We start from the raw sequence: 23,344 nt of genomic DNA, 5'->3' as shown, positions 1-23,344 counted from the left end.
TAGCTGTACGCCATGTATTTATATACTGATTTCGATCAGCAACTGATTAATGAACGTGTTGCACAGTTCCGCGACCAAACGGAACGTTATTTAGCAGGCAAATTGACTGAGGATGAATATCGTCCATTGCGTCTGCAAAATGGTTTGTATGTACAACGCTATGCGCCAATGTTGCGTATTGCGGTGCCTTACGGTCTGATGAACTCTAAGCAATTGCGTAAAGTTGCGCAGCTTGCCAAAGACTATGACCGTGGCTATGCGCACGTATCAACACGTCAAAATATTCAGTTTAACTGGCCTGCACTGGAAAATGTGCCTGACATGTTGGCAGAGCTTGCAACCGTACAAATGCACGCAATTCAGACTTCGGGTAACTGTATTCGTAATACCACTACAGATCAATATGCAGGTGTCGTGGCGGGCGAAATTGCTGACCCACGTCCAACCTGTGAATTAATTCGTCAGTGGTCAACTTTCCACCCTGAATTTGCCTTCTTGCCACGTAAATTCAAAATTGCGGTGTCTGCACTGGAAGAAATTGACCGTGCTGCGACTGCATTTCATGACATTGGTGTCTATATTGTCAAAAATGAAGCAGGCGAAATTGGCTATAAAATTAAAGTCGGTGGTGGCTTAGGTCGTACTCCAATTATCGGTAGCTTTATTCGTGAGTTCTTGCCACGTGAAGACTTGATTGCTTATTTAGAAGCTATTTTACGTGTTTATAACTTGCATGGTCGTCGCGACAATAAATATAAAGCACGTATCAAAATTTTGGTAAAAGCTTTAACCCCTGCAGTATTTACAGAAAAAGTTGAAGCTGAATTTGCACATACGGTGAAAACCTTAAAAATTGATGCAGAAACTTTGCAAAAAATGGATGAAAACTTCACGCCATTTGCTTATCAAAACTATGCCGATGAAGATTTTAGCGAGCTGTTTGCGCAGTATCCAAAATTCAAGCAATGGTTCAACATCAACACCAATGCGCACAAAGTACAAGGCTATCGTATTGTCACCATTTCATTGAAACGTGCAGGTGTTGCACCGGGTGACATGACGACAGAAGAAATGAATCTGATTGCAGATTTAGCCGATCAATATACCTTTGGTGAGTTGCGTACCACGCATGAGCAAAATATTGCTTTGGTAGATGTGCCACAAAAAGACCTGTTTGCATTGTGGCAAGTGCTCGATGCCAATAACTTGGCGCGCGCGCATATTGGCTTTATTACCGATATTATTTGCTGTCCGGGTGGTGATTTCTGTTCACTTGCCAATGCCAAATCTATTCCAATTTCAGAAGCCATTTCACGCCGTTTTGATGATTTGGATACCATTTATAATCTTGGCAAACTGGATTTGAATATTTCAGGTTGTATGAACGCTTGTGGTCATCACCACGTTGGTAATATCGGGATTTTAGGTGTCGATAAAAAAGGCGCTGAATTCTACCAAATCACTTTAGGTGGGCATGCAGACCATGATGCGTCAATCGGTGATATTTTAGGGCCATCTTTTGCTGCTGAAGTGATTCCTGATGTGGTGGAAGAAATTTTAAATACCTACTTAGATTTGCGTAGTGAAGGTGAAGACTTCATCGACACTTATCGCCGTGTCGGCATTCAACCATTTAAGGAGCGCGCTTATGCTTAATACTGCACTACCTGTGCTCGCGAAAGATGGCACGATTGCAGACAATACTTATCAAGTGATTGCTGAAGATGCAGCATTACCGCAAGGTGATGTGGTGCTCAGCGTTGAACAGCTTGATCAGTTGGCACAAATTTCAGGTAAAAAAGCCCTATATTTAACGGTAGATGCTTCGCCTGAAAACCATGAATTTCCATTGGCAGAACTGGATGCGATTTTTATTGAATTTGCAGGTTTTAACGATGGCCGTGGTTATTCTTTTGCGGCATTGTTACGCCGTCAAGGCTTTCAGGGTGAACTTCGCGCAGTCGGTGATGTCTTTAAAGACGTCTTAAATTATATGAAGCGTGCAGGTTTCGATACTTTCGTGATTAAAGAAGGTAAAGATGTGCAAGAAGCTGCAGCAGGTTTGGCGGACTTTACCCATCCTTATCAAGCTTCTACCGCAGTGCCAAAACCAAATTATCAAACAGGTGCGTAATATATTGATGATGGATTTCATCGAAATGTAGATAGATTTTATCGAAATATCACGGTTCACACATTTACAAACAGCCTGCCATGTGCAGGCTTTTTGTTTGCCTTAAAATGATCAAACGGCTTGTTTTATCGCACTTCTTAATGATTTAATTTACCGTAAAGTGCTGTAGTATAAGCACGCTGATGTAGCATCGCAGTCTTATGTAGGCGTTATTTTTACATTATCAAAAATCAATCAAGACGATAATTTGATGTGATTATCCTCTGATTTATTTTTCAATTTTTTCATGATGAAGTGATTTGTCTTTATGCAAAATTCTATCCGTATTGGTATTGCTGGTTATGGCAACTTAGGTCGTGGTGTTGAAACGGCGATTCATAAAAACCCAGATTTACAATTGGTGGGTATTTTTACCCGTCGTGCGCCTGAAAGCGTTTCACCATGTTTTGCTGAAACAGCAGTGTTTCACATGGATTCATTGTCAGATTTTCAAGACAAAATTGATGTGCTGATTTTATGTGGTGGTTCAAAAGACGACTTGCCACAACAAGGTCCAGTACTGGCGAGCCAATTTAATATTGTCGATAGTTTCGATACGCATGCACGTATTCCTGAATATTATGCATCTGTAGATGCACCTGCGACAGCGAACAAGAAAACTGCACTCATCTCAATTGGTTGGGATCCAGGCATGTTCTCGATTAATCGTTTATTTGGTGAAGCGTTGTTACCTGATGGTGAAACCTATACTTTTTGGGGTAAAGGTTTAAGTCAGGGTCACTCAGATGCCATTCGTCGTGTTGATGGTGTAAAAGCAGGTGTGCAATATACCATTCCATCGAATGATGCCATTGAACAAGTGCGTAGCGGTGCGCGTCCTGTATTAAGCACCAAAGATAAACATACTCGTGAATGTTATGTCGTACTTGCAGAAGGTGCCGATGCTGCTGCGGTAGAGCAAGCGATTGTGACCATGCCAGATTATTTCGCTGACTACAACACAACCGTAAATTTCATTGATGAAGCGACTTTAGCCAAAGATCACCAACGCATGCCACATGGTGGTTTTGTCATTCGCAGTGGTAATACCAGCGATGAACAAAAACAAGTGCTTGAATTCTCATTGAAGTTAGACAGCAATCCTGAGTTTACCGCGAGTATTTTGGTGGCTTATGCACGTGCTTGCTATCGTTTAAACCAAATGCAGCAATATGGTGCAAAAACTGCTTATGATGTTGCGCCAGGTTTATTGTCAATGAAATCGCCTGAACAGTTGCGTGCAGAATTGCTCTAAACTTTTTAAAGCTACAAGCAAAAAGACGAATCAATGATTCGTCTTTTTGCTTTTTGAATTTAAAAGAGGAGTTAGGGAGTGACTGTATCCCATCTGCCCTAATTCCGCTTTACGGAATAGGGGGGCAATGCATTAAAGCAATTCAATCGCGACTGCAGTTGCTTCACCACCGCCAATACAGAGAGCGGCCACGCCACGTTTGCCACCTGTACGTTTAAGCGCATGAATTAAAGTCAGGATAATACGTGAACCTGTAGAACCCACAGGATGTCCAAGCGCACATGCACCACCATTGATATTCACTTTTTCAGGATCAAGCTTGAATTCATCTATTGGGCACATGGTGACCATAGCAAAAGCTTCATTGATTTCCCATAAATCTACATCTGCAACTTGCCAACCCGCTTTATCCAATACTTTTTGAATTGCAGCAACAGGGGCAATAGTGAATTCTGATGGATGTTGTGAATTGGTGGCATAAGCCACAATTTTTGCTAATGGTTGTAAACCTTTATTTGCTGCATTTTCTGCAGACGTTAGGACTAAGGCTGAAGCACCATCTGAAATTGAGCTGGCATTGGCTGCGGTAATCGTGCCATCTTTGGCAAAAGCTGGACGAAGAGTTGGAATTTTTTCAATATTGGCATTAAACGGTTGTTCGTCTTTATCGACAACCACGTCACCTTTACGTGTTGAAACATGTACAGGCACAATTTCATCGACAAAATAGCCTTCATTTACGGCAGTTTGCGCGCGTTTGAGAGAGCGAATCGCAAAATCATCCATTTGTTCACGGGTATAGCCTTTGCTATTGGCCATATCTTGTGCGAATGAGCCCATTAAACGCCCTGTTTCTGCATCTTCTAAGCCATCTAAGAACATGTGATCTTTCACATCACCGTGTCCCATGCGGTAACCTGCACGTGCTTTAGTCAGAATATAAGGTGTATTACTCATCGACTCCATGCCACCTGCAACAATGATGGAAGCAGAACCTGCTTTAATTGCATCGGCAGCTTGCATGACAGCTTTCATGCCCGAACCACACAGTTTATTGATGGTCACTGCACCTGTAGAATCTGGTAAGCCTGCTTGACGCATCGCCTGACGAGCAGGGCCTTGCTTTAAGCCTGCAGGCAGGACGCAGCCCATAATGACTTCTTCGATATCTGTGGGTTGCAGACCTGCGCGTTGAATTGCGGCTTGAATACTTGCTGCACCCAGCTCAGGTGCAGTCAGTGTGGCTAAACTGCCCTGAAAACCACCCATGGCAGTACGAGCGCCATTCACAATCACGATATCAGTCATTTATATTCTCCAAATTGTTCTGTGCATTGTTATGCTGATGTATGGGTATGCGATACCTTGCCTCAGCAGTATAGGCAAAAAATCATGAGAATAAAGTGACAGCGAGTACCGAACTTTAGACTACTAAGTTAACATTCTGAAGTAAATTCTGTTCGAGTGATGCCCATTTTATTCAGTACCAAACGGTGATTCGATACCGTGGATGAACAATAGAAAAAGCTGCCATTTGAACCGATTGGGAGTCCTTGTTGTGCATTAAAAGTCACACTGGGGATGTTTAAGGTGCCACGCCAATCTAAATTTCCATATTTGAGTGCAGTTTTTTCTGTATAAATAATGTATTCATTTTCATCAATTTGGCGGTTGCGATTGCGATCCATAAAGATCAAAAATCCAGTATTCCAGTTTTGCTTGCTACATTGAACAAAGTTTTGCGTAGGACAAATCACCACATTGCTGTGGTGGGTGAGGGCATGGGAGCGTGCTATTTTTAGGCTAGACAGCAATGAGTACTGAATTCGTTTGAGTTCTTGTTGTGCCATCAGCTGATGAAAATAGGGCAGGGCAACCATGATTAAAATCGCACTAATCGCTAACGTGACGATCAATTCAAACAGCGTGAAGCCGTTTTTTCTTACATTCGACATAAGTCTTTACCTGTTATTGTTGTGTTTTTTTATGATTAATTTGAGTAATTTGTTGTTTTATAGTGCTTTATCTGCCGTGTATAATAATTACTAAACAACTTCTCGAGAAAGTGTTAAAATAAACAGCAAGAAAGATAGGTTATTCGCCACAAATAATTGAGTAGAAAGTTACCGAATTACAACGGAAATTGTAAGTAATTTTGTCAATAATTTACTTGATTAAAATTATCAAGCACTTGGAAAACAAATAAAGTGTTTGTATGATTCAAAGTGACTAGCTTAAAAATAATACTGGGGTAAAAAAAGCCTATCTCAGGGTAGTCGAAAATTTAGGCTTGAGCTTGAACAACAATTGTTATCTCTGGAGGATAAATCCATGAAAATGAGTCGTATTGCATTAGCAATGCTCGTAGCTGCTCCTTTAGCTGCTGCAAACGCGGGCGTAACTATTACCCCATTAATGCTTGGTTACACTTGGCAAGATACTAAACACAACAATGGTTCTGAACACTTGACTGATCTTGGTCAAGAGATTCAAGATGATTTGTTTGTTGGTGCAGCGTTAGGTGTAGAACTTACTCCTTGGTTAGGTTTTGAAGTTGAATACAACCAAGTAAAAGGTGATTCAGAATACACAATCCCAGGTGCAGAATATAAACAAACTCAAATCAATGGTAACTTCTACGCTACTTCTGATTTGATCACTAAAAACTATGACAGCAAAATCAAGCCATACGTACTTTTAGGTGCTGGTCACTATAAGTATGAATTGGATTCGGCTGCTGGACGTGGTGATCGTGGTCTTGAAGAAGAAGGTACTTTAGGTAATGCAGGTTTAGGTGCTTTCTTCCGCCTAAACGATGCGCTATCTCTTCGTACAGAAGCACGTGCAACTTATAACATTGATGAAGATTTCTGGAACTATACAGCTTTAGCTGGTCTTAACGTAGTTCTTGGCGGTCACTTGAAGCCTGCTGCTCCTGTAGTAGAAGTTGCTCCAGTTGAACCTGTTGCTCCAGTTCAACCAGCTCCACAAGAGTTGACTGAAGACCTGAACATGGAACTTCGTGTGTTCTTTGATACGAACAAATCAAACATCAAAGATCAGTACAAGCCAGAAATCGCTAAAGTTGCTGAGAAGTTAGTTGAATATCCAAACGCTACTGCTCGCATCGAAGGTCACACTGACAACACTGGTCCACGTGCATTGAACGAACGTTTATCTTTAGCGCGTGCAAACTCTGTTAAATCTTCACTTGTAAATGAATACAATGTAGATCCAGCTCGTTTGTCTACTCAAGGTTTCGCTTGGGATCAACCGATTGCTGACAACAACACTAAAGAAGGTCGTGCTATGAACCGTCGTGTATTCGCGACGATCACTGGCAGCCGTACAGTGACTGTTGAACAACAAGCTCAATAATTTGAGTTAAGTTGAAAAAACGACTCTTCGGAGTCGTTTTTTTATGCTTCTCTTTTATGAGGTGTCTGGATTAGAAAGTGCCTGAAATGATTTACATTCAATACGTTTAAAAAATATTGTAAAAGTATGATTTTTAGAATAATGAGTAAATAAGGTAGAGGCTGACGGTGCTTAATATTTCGGTTTGTTGACTCGTAAACTAAGCCGAATTTTTATATCAAGTTTATCGTCAATTCATTTAAAAACTCCAAAGCGGTGCCCCAGATCAAATTTTGAAACAAGATACATGGACTGGTTGTCCATCAGCCAATCAAGTCGTTGTTTAGCGACTATAAAATCAACATTGAGCAGTTTGTGGCGTGATCTCTCGCCGTAATATTGATTACAAAAATATTTTAAAAATAGAATTTGTCTTAAATTTACGCCATAAAAAAACAGCCAAATGTTGGCTGTTTTTTTGAACCTTAGCTTCTTAAATGTAGTGAAACTGAAGAAGAACTTTTTTAGTCATGATCAGGGTGTAGTGGTTTCACATCCATATCCTGATATGCAATCAGTTTGGTTTTGTGTTTCCATTTATAGCCTAACCAAATGACCAAGAACAAAAGAATACCAATATAAGTCGATAAAACAGCGAGCCATTCACCTTCGAGCACTGCTTGGTAGTTTTGCCCTAACACGACAATTGCACACAAAATAAAGGCAAACCATGGCGCAAAAGGAAAGAATTTGGCGCGGTAATCTAAATCTTCAAGTTTGTAGCCTTGTGCCAAATAGCCTTTACGGAAGCGGTAATGCGATACAGCAATTCCGAGCCAAACGATAAAGCCACACATGCCTGACATATTCAGAAGCCAGTTAAATACTTGTTTTTCACCAATAAATGTTGTTAAAAAACATAGTGCAGCGATTGCTGTTGTGGCATACAGTGCATTCATTGGGACGCCACGAGCATCTAAGCGGGCAAAAGCTTTTGGTGCACTGCCTTTACGTGCCATATCAAATAGCATACGGGTCGATGAATACATACCCGAGTTACCAGCAGAAAGAATCGCAGTTAAAATTACTGCATTCATGACACTTGCGGCAAAGGCAAAGCCTGCCTGTTCATACAGTAAAGTAAACGGAGAGAGTGCAATGTTATCGGTGGCGGCTGCTTGAAGTAAACGTGGGTCATCATAGGCGATTAAGGTACCAATAATGAAAATACACACGATATAAAACAATAAAATACGCCAGAAGATTTGTTTAATTGCAATCGGAATTGTTTTCTTAGGATTTTTAGATTCACCCGCTGCAACGCCAACCATTTCAGTACCTTGAAATGAGAATCCTGCAATCATCGCCACACCAATTAAGGCAGATAGTCCACCTACAAATGGCGCTTCGCCTTTGTTCCAATTGGCAAATGTAGCAACATCAGGGTTGAGCATGATTTTGACAATCATAAAAATACCGATAATGATGAATGCCACAATCGCAAGTACTTTGACCAAAGAAAAGAAGAACTCAGACTCACCAAAACCTCTGACGGTTAATGCGTTAATTGCGAAAACCACCGCTAAAAATAATGCACTCCAGTAAAAGCCAGGAATATCAGGAAACCAAAATTTCATGATGAATTGCACCGCAACCAATTCAAATGCCACGGTAATAGCCCAGTTGTACCAATAGTTCCAACCTAGTGCAAAACCGAAACCACCTTCGACATATTTACTGCCATAGGTAAAGAAAGCCCCAGACGTTGGATTGTGGGTGGCAAGTTCCCCTAAACTGGTCATCAAGAAATAAATCATCACACCAATGAGGGCATACGCAAGTAAGGCGCCTCCAGGACCTGCGTTGGCAATAGTTGCCCCTGAGGCAAGGAATAAACCTGTACCAATTGAGCCACCAATGGCGATCATGTTTAAATGACGCGCACCGAGCTTACGCTGTAACTGTCGATTGTTTTGAGTTTCGCTCATCATGCGTCCTTCGTATTTTTTTGAGTACTGGCAAACAGTACTTTAAAGCCTTGTTGATCTGCCTTGATTGTGCATTGACCGAAACTTTGTTCAATTAAGAGTGGATAATTTAAAAAGCGATTGGCCACGATCCAAAGTTCACCACCCGACTTCAGGTGACGACGTGAAGTTTTACACAGATTTTCACTGGCATCGTAATGTGTTTGAATGCCTTGGTGGAACGGGGGATTACTCACGATGGCATGCAAAAATAACGGTGCATCCTCAATGCCTGTCACGGCTTTAATTTCAAGCTGTTGTGGGTTGAGTTGATTTTTTTCAAACGTCATTTGTGTTGAGGCTAAAGCAAAGGCATCGACATCTAAGGCAAAAATACGATTTTCAGGGTTAAGTTTGGCTAAGTAAGCACTGATCACACCCGCACCACAGCCAAAATCTGCAATTTTTCCAGCAGTCACCTGATTTAAATAAGGTAATAACACAGCTGTGCCAACATCTAAGTGTTTTTGGCTAAATACACCCGGCAATGCACAAATCTGTAAATCACCTTTAGGTGTAGCAACTGTATAGCTTTGCACCCAATCTGCTAAGGCTTTAGTTTGAACCTTGCAGTCTAAAATCAGCTGCCATAGTTGGCAGTGGCGGGCGCTATCTAGTTTGAGTGTTTTGCCATAAGGTTGTAATTGCTTTGCAGCCCGTTCAATTCCTGCTTTCTTTTCACCGACTAAAAATACGCTGCTGCCTTGTGGGAGTTGTGCGGCAATGGTGTGAATCAGGTAATTGAGCAGTTCCTTGGATTTCGGCACAAAAATAACAGCCTGATCAAATTCACCTGCAGGCAATTCTGCACCAAAATGCACTTGCGCCTGTCGATTTTGAAAGTATTGATAGTCGTTAAAATTCCATGTCCAAACAGAAGTTTGGATTGAGTCACCCAATTCTGCGAGGAGTTGATCGGTCGGGGCATTGATCAGTAGAACGCGACCAGACAAATAGTCATATTGTCTGAGTAAAACTTCGCTTTGGGGGTTCATGGTTCTCTCTCCAATAGAAAAACACTGCCCAAGTTCAGCTCAGACAGTGTTTTTTGGACATGCAATTACTTTTTAGTTTCAGGAAGCACAATATTTAAAATGAGTGCTGCAATACCGCCTGTTGCAACGCCTGAACTGAAAATATTACGGAATAATTCAGGTAAGTGTTCCAGAATTTGTGGCACTTGTGCAACACCTAAGCCTAAGCCTAATGAAATTGCAATAATCAGTAAGGCACGACGATCTAAAGCGACACCTGAAAGAATATTGATTCCCGAAGCGGCAACGGCACCAAACATCACCATCACAGCACCACCTAGTACGGCTTGAGGCACAGCCTGAATCACACCTGCAACTGCAGGAAGTAAACCTAAAATGATGAGTAGGGCAGCAATCCAAATGCCGACATAACGGCTAGCAACACCTGTAAGTTGAATCACGCCATTATTTTGGGCAAATACCGAACTTGGAAAGGTGTTGAAAATCCCTGCCAAGAATGAGTTAGCGCCATTTACCAATACACCGCCTTTAATGCGTTGCATCCATTGTGGGCCATCGACAGGTTGATTGGAGAGTTTAGAGGTCGCGGTAATATCACCAATGGCTTCTAATGACGTCACCAAATAAATAAATGCCAATGGAATGAATAAGCTCCAAGAGAAATCCAGTCCAAAATGCATCGGAGTCGGCACTTGTACCAGAGGGGCATCTTTCAGACCTGAAAAGTCGAGATGACCCATCATGCCTGCCATTGCATAACCAATCACCAAGGCAATTAAAATGGCAGAGCTTTTAATCCACGTGATATTGATGCGGTTCAAAATAATAATAATTGCCAAGACGGTACACGACATAATCAGGTTGTCGGTATTGGCAAAGGTATTATTGCTCATGGCTTGGTAGCCACCGCCCATACTGATTAAACCTTCTTTAATTAAGGTCAAACCAATGAGAAGTACCACAATACCAGTGACCAATGGGGTAATCAGCTTTTTGACCCACGGTAAAATTTGCGATACGCCCATTTCAATAAACGAACCTGCAATGACCACGCCAAAAATTGCCGCCATGACCGATTCAACAGGTGTGCCTGCGGCAACCATAGCAGAGCCAATACCAATGATTGGGCCAATAAAGTTAAAACTGGTGCCTTGCACAATGAGCAAACCTGCACCAAAAGGGCCGACTTTTTTACATTGTAAAAAGGTTGCAATGCCTGAAATGACCAAAGACATTGACAAGATCATGTTGGTATCTTGTTTGGAAACGCCTAAAGCCAAGCAAATTAAGAGGCCTGGTGTGACAATCGGAACAATAATTGCCAGTAAATGCTGAAAAGCTGCTAAAAAAGCGATGAATGGTTTTGGACGGTCATTCAGACCATAGACCAAATCGAGCTGGTCTTTTGGGTGGGGAGAGTGGTTTAAATCAGACATGAGTCATAAAAAATTGCAAAAGTGGCGCTATTCTAATCGAGTTACACAGCATTACAAAACCCAAAGCACGCCACTCATCAAAAAAAATTGTGTGTGTCAATAAAGTGTCACTATAAAACTTTAGTATTTTTCTGTATAATTTGCCCTCAAATTTATAGCGTATTGAATTTAAATGTCTGATATTAAAACTCTCCGCAACATCGCAATTATTGCGCACGTTGACCACGGAAAAACAACTCTTGTGGATAAACTTTTACAACAATCGGGCGCACTCGGTGAACGAGCGGGCGAGATTGAGCGTGTCATGGATTCAGGCGCTATTGAAAGTGAACGTGGTATTACCATTCTTGCAAAAAACACTGCAATCAAATGGTTAGACAAACGTACTGATACTGAATACCGCATTAACATTGTGGACACCCCGGGACACGCCGACTTCGGTGGCGAAGTTGAACGTGTAATGTCGATGGTGGATTGCGTACTTCTTTTGGTTGACTCACAAGAAGGCCCAATGCCACAAACACGTTTCGTAACGCAAAAAGCGTTCGCACGTGGTTTGAAGCCAATCGTGATCATCAACAAAGTAGACAAGCCAAACGCGCGTCCAGACTGGGTTATTGATCAAGTATTTGACTTGTTTGATAACTTGGGTGCAACCGATGACCAATTAGACTTCCCAATCGTATATGCATCAGGCTTACGTGGTGTTGCTGGTCCTGCGCCAGACGAATTAGCGGAAGATATGACGCCGTTATTCCAAACAATTGTAGATATCGTCGAGCCACCAGCAGTTGATGTTGATGGTCCATTCCAAATGCAAGTCTCTTCACTTGACTATAATAGTTTCGTGGGTGTGATTGGTGTGGGTCGTATTCAACGTGGTTCTGTGAAATTGAATACACCTGTAACCGTGATTGACCAAGAAGGCAAAACACGTAACGGTCGTATCTTAAAAATCATGGGTTACCACGGTTTAGAGCGTATCGACATCGAATCTGCATCTGCAGGTGACATCGTTTGTGTAACAGGCATGGACGAATTACATATTTCTGACACGATTTGTGATCCGAAAAATGTAGAAGCTTTACCGCCGCTTTCTGTAGACGAACCAACCGTATCGATGACATTCCAAGTCAACAACTCACCTTTTGCGGGTAAAGAAGGTAAGTTCGTGACTTCACGTAACATTCGTGAACGTCTAGACCGCGAATTAATTCACAACGTTGCACTTCGTGTAGAAGATACTGACAGTCCAGACCGTTTCAAAGTATCTGGTCGTGGTGAGCTTCACCTTTCTGTATTGATTGAAAACATGCGCCGTGAAGGCTTCGAAATGGGTGTATCTCGTCCGCAAGTCATCTTGAAAGAGATTGATGGCGAAATGCAAGAACCATACGAAAACGTGACTTTTGACGTAGAAGAACAGCACCAAGGCGCTGTGATGGAACAAATGGGTAACCGTAAAGGTGAGATGACCAATATGGAAGTAGACGGTAAAGGTCGTATCCGTATTGAAGCCACTGTGCCTTCACGTGGTTTAATTGGTTTCCGTTCTGAATTCATGACCATGACTTCTGGTACGGGTATCATGACGTCAAGCTTCTCACACTATGGCCCAATGAAAGCAGGTCAAGTTGCGAAACGTCAAAACGGTGTGTTGATTTCTATGGTTCAAGGTACTTGCCTTGGCTATGCATTGTTCACATTGCAGGACCGTGGTCGTCTATTTGCTAAACCTCAGTTAGAAGTTTACGAAGGTATGATCGTAGGGATTAACTCTCGTTCAGACGACATGACAGTTAACCCAACTAAAGCGAAACAGTTAACTAACGTACGTGCTTCTGGTACTGATGATGCGTTGACATTGGTACCTGCAATTGAATTCACGCTTGAACAAGCGCTTGAATTTATTGAAGATGATGAATTAGTTGAAGTAACACCTAAGTCAATCCGTATCCGTAAACGCTGGTTGACTGAAAACGAACGTAAACGTAACCGTTCTGGTAAATAAGTTTTAAAAATGATGTTGTCCTCATGCGGGGCAGCAAAATTTAAAAATGCCATCAATTTATTGATGGCATTTTTTTGTTTAAATTAGCAAACCAATATATAAAAGCAGATGATTTCCAAGTAAATTACGTGGAAATGAAGCTATAAAGTTAATGTATACTTCGTCACATAAATTAAAGTCAAAAAAAACTGGAGATTTAAATGAGTATTATTCAAGAGTTCCGCGAATTTGCGGTAAAAGGCAATATGATCGACTTGGCTGTCGGTGTGATTATTGGTGGGGCATTTGGTAAAATTGTTGACTCATTAGTGAAAGATATCATCATGCCATTGATTACTGTGATCACTGGCGGTGGTGTGGATTTCACACAAAAGTTCTTTGTTTTGGGCGATAACCCAAACAATTTACAGTCTTTAGATGAGTTAACCAAAGCAGGTGTAAATGTCCTGACCTATGGTAACTTCCTTACGATTTTAATTAACTTCATCATTTTGGCATGGGTGGTGTTCTTAATGGTGAAAATGATTAATCGTATGCGCCGTAAACAAGAAGAAGCAGCGCCAGAACCAGCAGCAACGCCAGAAGATATCGCGTTGCTACGTGAAATCCGTGATGAATTGAAAAAACGTCAATAATTTTTAATACGCAATCAAAACAAACGGCGCTTTATGCGCCGTTTGTTTGCACCCTATTCTCTAGGATGGAGAGGCGCTGAAGGCATAAAAATTACATCCGAAACTTTACTTCTACCAAATGAAAACCAAACTGACTTTTTACAGGGCCGTGTAGTACGCGTTCTGCTGCGGTAAACACTAATTTATCAATCACGGGTACCAATTGTCCTTTTTTGACCTCACCCAATTCCCCACCTTTTTTTCCTGAAGGGCAGGTCGAAAATTGTTTGGCAATTTTGGCAAAATCAGCACCTGATTGAATCCGCTTTTTCAGTTGTTCACAGGTTTCTTTATCTTTCACTAAGATATGACGGATAATAGCGGTTCTCATACTTTTTTACCTCGTTTGCTTGTTGCAGCTTTAGTCGAAGTGAGTACTTTTTTCAAAGGCTGACATTCAGGACAAAATACCGAGGCACGTTGGCCCAGTTTTAAATTTTCCAGTGTGGTTTCACAGTTCACACACATTTCACCTGCACGTCCATACGCCAACAAGGTTTGTTGGAAATAGCCATTTTCGCCCATTGCATTGCTGTAATCACGTAAGGTCGAACCGCCTAAATCAATCGCTTGTTTTAAAATGCGTTTGATTTCGAGCACTAGTTTTTCAATCTGTTTCAAACTGAGTGATGATGCAGGTTGTGCAGGGTGAATACCTAAATTAAACAGACTTTCCGTGGCATAAATATTGCCCACACCCACCACGACATGGTTATCCATAATTGCAACTTTGATGCCAACATTTTTGTTTTTGAGCTTCTGTGCAAGATAGTCGGGGTTAAAGGCATCACTCAACGGCTCAGGGCCAAGTGGATCTATCAGTTTGCGTTGAGAGCTTTCATTTAGCCATAAAATACAGCCAAAGCGACGTGGGTCGTGGTAGCGCAATTGTATATCTTCAAACTGAATAATCAAATGGTCGTGTTTGCGTAAATCTTCCTGCGCATCGCAAAGACGAAAACTGCCCGACATGCCTAAATGCCACAACATGCTGTCCTGTTCAAATTGCGCCAGAATGTATTTGGATCTGCGGGTCAATTGCAGTAATTTTTGTCCTGTGAGTTTATGTAGGTTTTCTGGAATGGGCCAGCGTAAATTGGCTTGACGTACTTCTACATTCAGGACTTTTTGATCAAGTAGCGGCAATAGACTAGTTTTGGTAGTTTCAACTTCTGGTAATTCTGGCATGGTACAAATTCAATCCGCTTTTAGAAATTAAGCAGGCAAGGACATACAGTAATGCGCTTAATATTGGGCATTATCCATAGAATACAAGCCATAGTGTGCTGTCGCAAAATTATTCTGTGTAAAACAAAAGCAGGCTTTGCAAAAACCATACAACACGTTATAAATAAATCATTTTTAAACATCTATTATAGAAAAACCATCTAAAACAGATGGCAGATTCTGAGTGATTACTTCTTTTTTATTTAATGATTCGCTTTTGGTGAATCGCACTGTATGAGGGCTTGCAGCGTGACATTACTTTTTCAGCCGATTCAATTTGGATCACTGCAACTTGCCAACAAAATTGTTATCGCCCCGATGTGTCAATATTCTGCCAATGAACAAGGTGAATTGAGCTATTGGCATGAGCAGCAATGGGCCAATTATGCCTTGTCCGGCGCAGGGATGTGTATAGTAGAAGCCACGGCAGTGCAGGCAGAAGGACGTATTAGTTATGCAGATTTAGGCTTATGGAATGACATGCAGCGTGCGCAGATGAAAGCACTATTGCATAAAGTTAAAAGTTTATCGCCTATGCCATTTGCTGTGCAGTTGGCACATGCGGGTCGTAAAGCTTCAACCGATAAACCGTGGCAGGGCAAAGGACAGTTTGCACCGAATGAAGAACATGGCTGGCAGACGGTATCGGTCAGTGAGTTGCCATTTCAATCGCACGAACATCCACCGCATGCTTTAACGCAAGATGAAATTCAACAGGTCATTGCAGACTTTGCCAGCGCCGCAGTGCGAGCGGTGGATGCAGGTTTTGACTTAATCGAAATTCATGCCGCACATGGCTATTTATTGCATCAATTTATGTCGCCATTGTCTAATCACCGCCAAGATGAATATGGCGGCAGTTTGGAAAATCGGATTCGCCTTACATTGGAAGTATTTCAAGCCATTCAAAATGCTGTACCAAAAGGCTATCCAATTGGGGTGCGAATTTCTGCAACAGACTGGATGGATGATGCAGAGGGTTGGAATGTGGAATCTTCAGTAGGTTTGGCAAAAGCACTGGAGCATTTAGGTGCGGCTTATATTCACGTGTCGAGCGGTGGTTTGCATGTCGATCAAAAAATTGATTTACATGCGGGTTATCAAACACCATTTGCACATGCCATTAAGCAAGCTGTAAAAATTCCTGTAATTGCGGTGGGTTTGATTACCGAAGCGATGCAGGCAGAAGGTATTTTGCAATATGAACAGGCCGATGCGATTGCGATCGCACGTGCGATTTTATATGACCCTCGTTGGCCATGGCATGCTGCGGCAGAATTGGGTGAAAAAATTGAGATTGCCCCGCAATATTTGCGCTGTCAGCCGCGTGGGTTTCGTACTTTATTTGCGCCGTTTAAATCCACAGATACGGAAGTGGAATCCTAATATTTTATCTGCTTAAAATAAGTGAAACTTAAACTATTTTGCCGTGCTTTATAGGGAGATTCGGTGTAAGGTAAATCAGTAAAAACCATGTCGATCATGGGCAACACTGAAAAAGGATGTCAGGGTGTTACTGAGTATTTTATTTCCCATTTGTACCGTAGTACTGTTGGGATATTTTGCCGTCAGAAGCCAATTTATTGAGACCAGTGCGATTCAGTTTCTAGGTCAATTTGTCATGAAAGTGGCGTTGCCTGCATTTCTATTGCAGGCATTGGCCAGTAAAAGTTTGTCAGAAATCTGGCATCCCGCTTATTTTTTAGGTTACGGTGGCGGTTCTATTCTGCTGTTTATCTTTGCCTTTTTACTGTATCGGCATTATTTTAATTCAAACTTAACCCATGCCAGTGTCTTGGCAATGGGTGCATCAATGTCAAATACAGGGTTTATTGGCACTGCTATTTTGACTTTGTTGATTGGCAGTCAATCGGCAATTTATTTGTCTTTAACTTTAATTGTCGAAAATTTAATTATTGTGGCATTGATGCTGATTTTGGCAGAACGAGGGCTACAATCTTCAGCGAAATCAGGTTGGCAGGTGTATGCCGAAACTGTGCAGCGCTTACTGAAAAATCCAGTAATTTTATCTATTTTATTGGGTATGCTGTGCGTATTGTTGAATTTCAAACTGCCGCAAGCTATTGCACAAGTGCTGGAAATGTTGGGCAAAACTGCTTCACCTTTGGCTTTATTTGTGATTGGTGGAAGTTTGGTCGGCATGCAAATCAAGTCGGTGAATTTGCAAAGTATTGTTTTGGTTGCATTCAAAGTATTGCTGATGCCACTCACGATTTTTGGAATTTTATGGGCATTAGATGTGAACCGAGAAATGCTATTTGTCGGGACTTTGCTTGCGGCTTTACCAATGCCAATTGCCTTTGGTATTTTCGGGCAGCACTATGGTTTACATGAAAAAGCCTTAGCCCCCTTGGTGTTGAGTACAGTTTTTGGTTTTGTGATGGTGGCGATTTTATTGACACAATCGGGTAAGTATTTATAGCAACGGTATCGAAGTGCTCAAATCATAAAAAAAGTCTGTACCATGCTGATACAGACTTTTTTTAAAATTTCTCTGATTAATAGCCTTTATAAAGAAACTATCTTAACTTTTCTTAGCGGTTGCCTTGTTGGAAGCTTTGGCTTGATCTGCCATCATTTTTTCAACCACAGCCAATGATTCTTTGGCTTGCGCTACATTTTCCTGTGCCAGTGAGGCAAAAATCTTTTTCGCTTCAGGCAAGTTTTGCGGCACGATATTGCCATTCACAAACATATTGCCCACTGCCATGAGTGCAGGAATATAACCCTTTTGCGCCAAGTTTTGAATGCTTTGCAGCCCTTGCTTAATTGGTGCTTCATCTTTGTTTTTAAAGCCTGTGCTAATTTCGTACAAGGCTTTTGCATGTATGGCTTGATAATGATCTTTGGCAATTAAAGGTTGTAATAGTTTTAAACCTTTTTGGTCAGATGCTGCCGTATTTTCCGAGAAATATAAAACGGCTAAATCGACTGTGGCATCATTAAAACCCTGATTGGATGCCGTCTGTAAATATTGTTTGGCTTTAGCAGCATCCTGTTTTAAACCCAGTGCGCCAGTAAGATAGTTTTTGCCTAAAACATAACTCGCAACAGGGTAGCCTTTTTGGGCAGATTGCTCATACAACTGAATGGCTTTCTTTTCATTTTTTGCTGTGCCTTGTCCAGTTTGTGTCAAATAGCCTAAGTTATACATGGCTTGCGCATTGCCTGTTTTGGCAAGCTTTTCTAATTCCTGATAGGCATCTTTAACCTTGTTGGCTTGCATTAATTGTTCAATTTTGGCAAAAGCAGGATCGGTTGGAATGTTGCTATTTGCCATACTGATGCTGCTAGATAGGGCGATTGCACCCGCAATGAGTAGTTTTTTCATCATTTGAGTTGTACCTTGTTCTCTTTTACACATCATTCCGTTGATGTGCGTTTTGTTTTTACAGTGGTGCATTCATCATAAGTTGAAAAGTGTGAATGTAAATATAAAAAATGTGTACGAATGCCTTTTTTTCATTGTCATTTGAAGGGAATCTTGCGACTCCCTTAACCTGAGCGGGTGGAATCTATTTTATTGCGGACGTGCAACATCGCCATTCAAATGTTCAGGCAAAGCCAATACTTGTACAGCTAACTCTTCCAAAGCACTTGGTTTGGCAACCACCAACGCTTTAAAACCTTCTGCAGTCGCTATGCTATTCACCACTTCCACATCATTATTCAGTTTGGCGGCAGGTGCAGGTGCTTCGCCTGAACCCTGAATTAAATGCAACCAATGTTTTGGTTTGGCTTTAAACCATAAACGTGCCACGACTTCCTGACCCAAATAACAGCCTTTGTCATAATGCACGCCATCTCGTTGATGCAAACGCAATTCCTGCGGTTGAAACACTTCTGCTGTTGAGGCTTGAATCCATGCCTGACCTGTTTCAATCGCTTGTAGTTGCCATGCGTTTAAATCAGTCACTTCAGCTGAAAATTCAGTTTGATTGCCCTGAATGGTTGGGTAAACCGTACCGATGGTTTCAAGCTGCATTTTTGAAAATGCACCAAACTTTTTAATGTGTTTGGCTAAATCTTCGGCTTGGTCGGCTGTGCTGATGATTTCAAAACATTCGGACGAGATTTTTTTAAGCCATAAACCAAACTGCACACGTCCTTTTAAACTACAAATAGCCGTATAACACGTTGTATTTTCAGCCAAAGCTTCGACATTGACGGTCACCTGACCTTGGAGAAATTTTTGTGCATCTACACCGTTTAAACTCAAAGCACAGAAAGCTAAATCGCGCATGAAAACCCTTTTCAGAATGAAATCTAAGACTAAAGAATGAGGTCAATTTTGCGCTATTTTTAGAAAAAATGCATTTTTCAGGCAAGAATTTTACTTGAAATGTAACTAATTATTGCAAAAACCGCTATTTTTGCATTTAAGTGTATGAAATATATCAGATTTGGGAAATGGGTTTTTGGCAGCGTACAATGCTTTCGACGGGTGGAAACAATCATCCCATAAGATGTTGAGAACAATAGAGTAAGGGCGAATACCAGATGAATAACAACTACCGCAAACCGCTGCAAGGCACTCAGCTCGATTTTTATGACGTGCGTCAAGCCGTTGAAGATATCCAGCCAGGCGCCTATGCCAAACTTCCTTATACCTCAAAAGTACTTGCAGAACAGTTAGTGCGCCGTTGTGATCCTGCAATTTTAGAACAATCTTTAAAACAATTGATTGAGCGTAAACAAGAGCATGATTTTCCGTGGTATCCAGCGCGTGTGGTATGTCACGACATCTTGGGGCAAACTGCGCTCGTTGACTTAGCAGGTTTACGTGATGCAATTGCCGATCAAGGTGGCGATCCTTCTAAAGTGAATCCTGTCGTACCTACCCAGTTAATTGTCGATCACTCTTTAGCTGTGGAATATGGCGGTTTTGACCCAGATGCTTTCCGTAAAAACCGTGAAGTGGAAGATCGTCGTAATGAAGACCGTTTCCACTTTATTGAATGGACGAAAACTGCATTTGAAAATGTTGATGTGATTCCTGCAGGCAACGGCATCATGCACCAGATTAATCTGGAAAAAATGTCACCAGTCATTCAAAACCGTGAAGGCATTGCATTCCCAGATACTTGTGTGGGTACAGACTCACACACACCACATACCGATGCTTTGGGTGTCATTTCTGTAGGTGTAGGCGGTCTTGAAGCTGAAAACGTGATGTTGGGTCGTGCTTCTTGGATGCGTCTGCCAGACATTATTGGTGTGGAGTTGGTCGGTCAGCGTCAGGCTGGTATTACGGCAACGGACATCGTATTGGCTTTAACCGAGTTTTTGCGTAAAGAACGTGTGGTCGGTGCATATTTAGAATTCTTTGGTGAAGGTGCAGATAGCATGTCGGTGGGGGATCGTGCCACGATTTCCAACATGACACCTGAATATGGTGCAACTGCCGCTATGTTCTACATCGATCAAAACACCATCGACTATTTAACCTTAACAGGTCGTGAAGCAGATCAGGTCAAACTGGTTGAAACTTATGCTAAAGAAATTGGTCTTTGGGCATCTGAAATGACACAGGCAGAGTATCCACGTGTATTACGTTTTGACCTTTCAACAGTAACTCGTAACATTGCAGGCCCATCGAATCCGCATGCACGTGTTTCAACTGCAGACCTAAAAGAAAAAGGCATTGCAGGTGTGGTTGAAAACCGTACTGATGGTTTAATGCCAGATGGTGCCATCATCATTGCTGCGATTACCTCTTGTACTAATACCTCAAACCCGCGTAATACTGTAGCAGCAGGTTTGTTGGCACGTAAAGCCAATGAGTTAGGTTTAGTGCGTAAGCCTTGGGTGAAATCATCATTTGCACCAGGTTCTAAAGCGGCTGCATTGTATTTGGAAGAAGCAGGCGTACTGAAAGACTTAGAAAAACTTGGTTTTGGTATTGTCGCTTATGCATGTACTACTTGTAACGGTATGTCTGGTGCATTAGACCCAGCGATTCAACAAGAAATTATTGACCGTGACTTGTATGCGACTGCTGTGCTGTCGGGTAACCGTAACTTTGATGGTCGTATCCATCCGTATGCGAAACAAGCATTTTTGGCATCGCCACCGTTGGTTGTGGCTTATGCGATTGCAGGAACGATTCGTTTTGACATCGAAAAAGATGCTTTGGGCACAGATCAAAATGGTAACCCGATTTATCTGAAAGATATTTGGCCATCTGATGCTGAAATTGATGCTTTGGTGAAAGAATCGGTTAAACCTGAACAATTCCGCCAAGTGTACATTCCAATGTTCGATTTGGGAGAGTCGGAAAAATCTGAAAGTCCACTCTACGACTGGCGTCCACAAAGTACTTATATCCGCCGTCCACCATATTGGGAAGGTGCATTGGCTGCGCCACGTACTTTAGCCAATATGCGTCCGTTGGCAATTTTGGGCGATAACATCACCACAGACCATTTATCTCCATCGAATGCGATTATTTTAGACTCGGCAGCAGGGGAATATTTGGCAAAAATGGGCTTGCCAGAAGAAGATTTCAACTCTTATGCAACGCATCGCGGTGATCATTTGACTGCACAGCGTGCAACTTTGGCGAATCCGAAATTGTTTAATGAAATGGTGGTACGTTCAGACGGCACAATTAAGCAAGGTTCTAAAGCGCGTGTTGAGCCAGAAGGCGAAGTAATGCGTATGTGGGAAGCGATTGAAACTTATATGAACCGTAAGCAGCCGTTAATTATTATTGCGGGTGCAGATTATGGTCAGGGTTCAAGCCGTGACTGGGCTGCAAAAGGCGTGCGTCTTGCGGGTGTGGAAGCAATTGTGGCTGAAGGTTTTGAGCGTATTCACCGTACCAACTTGGTGGGTATGGGCGTATTGCCACTTGAGTTTAAAGCGGGTGTTAACCGTAAAACTTTAGGTTTGGATGGTACGGAACTTTATAGCGTGATTGGTAATATTGCGCCACGTTCGACTTTGACTTTGGTGATTGAGCGTTCAACGGATGATGGTAAAAACCAAACGATTGAAGTGCCTGTAACCTGTCGTTTAGATACTGAAGAGGAAGTGTCCGTGTATGAAGCGGGCGGTGTATTGCAACGCTTTGCGCAGGACTTTTTGGAAGGGAATGTGGCTTGATAATTTAAGCTAAAAGTTATTGATATTGTTTATAAAAAGCCCTACTGTTCAGTGGGGTTTTTATTAAAGAGAAATAAGTTGAAATTACCATTTTATGATGAAAAATTATTTGGAAATTTAGCGGGTGAGGATGAAGATTTAGATGTACTTAAGTCTTCATTTTATGAGCACGAAATGTTTAATAAATTTTACGAAGAAGATCGTAAATTATCAATTGTTAGTGCTAGAAAAGGAATGGGGAAATCTGCACTCCTAAAATTTCTTGTTGCCAAATTAAAGAGCGAAGAAAAATATCATAATCCATTAATTATATATGTAAAAGGAAATGATTTATTAGAGTTAGGTGATTTCAATGGAAAAGACCATTCTTATTTAGAAAACTATTGGAAGAAAGTTATTTGTAAAAAAATCATGATAACTCTAGGAGCTAATATAGGGATTGCTCTTAGTAGTGATGATATGACATTAGTTGAAATGGCAGAACTTGATGGGTATAAAAGTAAGAATTTTGTGGGGGGACTGCTTTCAAGATTTAAAAGTAAGATTCCAAAATTGGATATTGAGATAACACAAAATTTTCCTGAAAACTTTAATTCAACTTTAGAAAGATATTTTATTGAACATGCAGATCAAACAGTTTGGATATTGGTCGATGATATAGACTCAAAATTTAAAAATAATGAAGATTATCAAAATCGAGTAGGATCTTTTTTTAGTGCTATTAGATCATTAGCATTCGACTTTAAAAACTTACGAGTAAGAGCAACAGTACGTAGTGATGTTTGGGCTTGCCTAAGGCATCTAGAAGATTTAGATAAGATTGATCAATATATTATTGAAATATTTTGGAATACTAAATTAATGAGGTATATTTTAGCCAAAAAAATACTTAGTTATATTCAAAGATTTAATCCAACTTCTAGAGAAGCTAAATGGCTTTGTTGCACAAAGATTTGAAATGCAAAGCGCCCCTAATTGAGCCAAATTTAAGGCGTAACTTGGGTAAGTGGTCGACCTAATTCCGTAAATCTGTTGAGGACTGCTACACGTGCATGAATTTC

The 23,344-nt window shown here is 41.4% G+C and carries 19 protein-coding genes; 10 read left to right on the top strand and 9 right to left on the bottom strand.

Going from position 1 to position 23,344, the window contains the following annotated elements; all coding sequences use genetic code 11:
- Window positions 1-12 precede the first annotated feature (12 nt).
- The 3 genes from FTT91_RS11655 to FTT91_RS11645 all read left to right on the top strand — a co-directional run bounded on the left by FTT91_RS11655 (window position 13) and on the right by FTT91_RS11645 (window position 3,428).
- Complete coding sequence (locus tag FTT91_RS11655; RefSeq protein WP_180169491.1) at window positions 13-1,656, top strand: nitrite/sulfite reductase; 1,644 nt, start codon at window positions 13-15, stop codon at window positions 1,654-1,656.
- Complete coding sequence (locus tag FTT91_RS11650; protein WP_180006101.1) at window positions 1,649-2,134, top strand: DUF934 domain-containing protein; 486 nt, start codon at window positions 1,649-1,651, stop codon at window positions 2,132-2,134. The genes FTT91_RS11655 and FTT91_RS11650 overlap by 8 nt, the downstream gene beginning before the upstream one ends.
- 307 nt (window positions 2,135-2,441) lie before the next feature.
- Window positions 2,442-3,428 (top strand): diaminopimelate dehydrogenase, encoded by a 987-nt coding sequence (locus tag FTT91_RS11645; protein WP_004972441.1) that lies wholly within the window; start codon window positions 2,442-2,444, stop codon window positions 3,426-3,428.
- A gap of 132 nt (window positions 3,429-3,560) precedes the next feature.
- Here the strand turns inward: FTT91_RS11645 and FTT91_RS11640 are convergent, their stop codons facing one another.
- Both FTT91_RS11640 and FTT91_RS11635 read right to left on the bottom strand, forming a co-directional pair.
- Window positions 3,561-4,736 carry an acetyl-CoA C-acyltransferase gene (locus FTT91_RS11640; protein WP_180169490.1) on the bottom strand — a complete coding sequence of 392 codons (1,176 nt, stop codon included), beginning with the start codon at window positions 4,734-4,736 and terminating at the stop codon, window positions 3,561-3,563.
- A gap of 128 nt (window positions 4,737-4,864) precedes the next feature.
- Complete coding sequence (locus FTT91_RS11635; RefSeq protein ID WP_180169489.1) at window positions 4,865-5,383, bottom strand: GspH/FimT family pseudopilin; 519 nt, start codon at window positions 5,381-5,383, stop codon at window positions 4,865-4,867.
- 376 nt (window positions 5,384-5,759) lie between these two features.
- Here FTT91_RS11635 and omp38 point away from each other — a divergent pair, with 376 nt between their 5' ends.
- Entirely contained in the window at window positions 5,760-6,806 is a 1,047-nt protein-coding gene (gene omp38 / locus FTT91_RS11630) for an outer membrane protein Omp38 (protein WP_180169488.1), read from the top strand.
- Window positions 6,807-7,309: 503 nt separating this feature from the next.
- On the opposite strand, the gene FTT91_RS11625 is transcribed toward omp38, so the two are convergent.
- From FTT91_RS11625 to FTT91_RS11615, 3 genes are all read right to left on the bottom strand, one after another.
- Window positions 7,310-8,773 (bottom strand): amino acid permease, encoded by a 1,464-nt coding sequence (locus tag FTT91_RS11625; protein ID WP_180169487.1) that lies wholly within the window; start codon window positions 8,771-8,773, stop codon window positions 7,310-7,312.
- Entirely contained in the window at window positions 8,773-9,807 is a 1,035-nt protein-coding gene (locus FTT91_RS11620; RefSeq protein ID WP_180169486.1) for a methyltransferase, read from the bottom strand. The genes FTT91_RS11625 and FTT91_RS11620 overlap by 1 nt, the downstream gene beginning before the upstream one ends.
- Window positions 9,808-9,872: 65 nt before the next feature.
- Window positions 9,873-11,243, bottom strand: a complete 1,371-nt coding sequence (locus tag FTT91_RS11615) for a uracil-xanthine permease family protein (protein WP_004972426.1) — start codon at window positions 11,241-11,243, stop codon at window positions 9,873-9,875.
- A 172-nt stretch (window positions 11,244-11,415) separates the two neighbouring features.
- Between FTT91_RS11615 and typA the strand changes: the two genes are divergently transcribed.
- Together typA and mscL are read left to right on the top strand one after the other, a co-directional pair.
- Window positions 11,416-13,254: a translational GTPase TypA gene (gene typA / locus FTT91_RS11610; protein ID WP_004972424.1), complete on the top strand. Its 1,839-nt coding sequence runs from the start codon at window positions 11,416-11,418 to the stop codon at window positions 13,252-13,254.
- A 200-nt stretch (window positions 13,255-13,454) separates the two neighbouring features.
- Entirely contained in the window at window positions 13,455-13,889 is a 435-nt protein-coding gene (mscL, locus tag FTT91_RS11605; protein WP_004972423.1) for a large conductance mechanosensitive channel protein MscL, read from the top strand.
- 91 nt (window positions 13,890-13,980) lie between these two features.
- On the opposite strand, the gene FTT91_RS11600 is transcribed toward mscL, so the two are convergent.
- Window positions 13,981-14,259, bottom strand: coding sequence for a peptidylprolyl isomerase (locus tag FTT91_RS11600; RefSeq protein ID WP_180169485.1), 279 nt, complete (start codon window positions 14,257-14,259; stop codon window positions 13,981-13,983).
- A complete protein-coding gene (mutM, locus tag FTT91_RS11595; RefSeq protein WP_004972419.1) occupies window positions 14,256-15,116 on the bottom strand; it encodes a bifunctional DNA-formamidopyrimidine glycosylase/DNA-(apurinic or apyrimidinic site) lyase in 861 nt (286 codons plus the stop codon). Before mutM ends, FTT91_RS11600 begins: the two co-directional genes overlap by 4 nt.
- A 288-nt stretch (window positions 15,117-15,404) precedes the next feature.
- On the opposite strand from mutM, the gene FTT91_RS11590 reads away from it, so the two are divergent.
- Window positions 15,405-16,541: an NADH:flavin oxidoreductase/NADH oxidase gene (locus tag FTT91_RS11590; RefSeq protein WP_180169484.1), complete on the top strand. Its 1,137-nt coding sequence runs from the start codon at window positions 15,405-15,407 to the stop codon at window positions 16,539-16,541.
- Between the two features lie 124 nt (window positions 16,542-16,665).
- Window positions 16,666-17,598: an AEC family transporter gene (locus tag FTT91_RS11585; protein ID WP_096901559.1), complete on the top strand. Its 933-nt coding sequence runs from the start codon at window positions 16,666-16,668 to the stop codon at window positions 17,596-17,598.
- Between the two features lie 102 nt (window positions 17,599-17,700).
- Here the strand turns inward: FTT91_RS11585 and FTT91_RS11580 are convergent, their stop codons facing one another.
- The gene (locus FTT91_RS11580) at window positions 17,701-18,507 is read right to left on the bottom strand and encodes a tetratricopeptide repeat protein (protein WP_026438287.1); all 807 of its coding nucleotides are present in this window, start codon (window positions 18,505-18,507) and stop codon (window positions 17,701-17,703) included.
- Between the two features lie 189 nt (window positions 18,508-18,696).
- Complete coding sequence (locus tag FTT91_RS11575) at window positions 18,697-19,419, bottom strand: folate-binding protein YgfZ (protein ID WP_179993681.1); 723 nt, start codon at window positions 19,417-19,419, stop codon at window positions 18,697-18,699.
- Between the two features lie 257 nt (window positions 19,420-19,676).
- Between FTT91_RS11575 and acnD the strand changes: the two genes are divergently transcribed.
- Both acnD and FTT91_RS11565 read left to right on the top strand, forming a co-directional pair.
- Window positions 19,677-22,283, top strand: coding sequence for a Fe/S-dependent 2-methylisocitrate dehydratase AcnD (gene acnD / locus FTT91_RS11570; RefSeq protein ID WP_096901558.1), 2,607 nt, complete (start codon window positions 19,677-19,679; stop codon window positions 22,281-22,283).
- Between the two features lie 78 nt (window positions 22,284-22,361).
- Window positions 22,362-23,240 carry a P-loop ATPase, Sll1717 family gene (locus tag FTT91_RS11565; RefSeq protein WP_180169483.1) on the top strand — a complete coding sequence of 293 codons (879 nt, stop codon included), beginning with the start codon at window positions 22,362-22,364 and terminating at the stop codon, window positions 23,238-23,240.
- Window positions 23,241-23,344 lie beyond the last annotated feature (104 nt).

The organism is Acinetobacter sp. YH12021 (genome assembly GCF_013420145.1).
In the GTDB taxonomy this organism is placed as follows: Bacteria; Pseudomonadota; Gammaproteobacteria; order Pseudomonadales; family Moraxellaceae; genus Acinetobacter; species Acinetobacter towneri.
The sequence above is the reverse complement of the archived record's forward strand: the minus strand, read 5'-3'. Positions and strand labels throughout refer to the sequence as shown.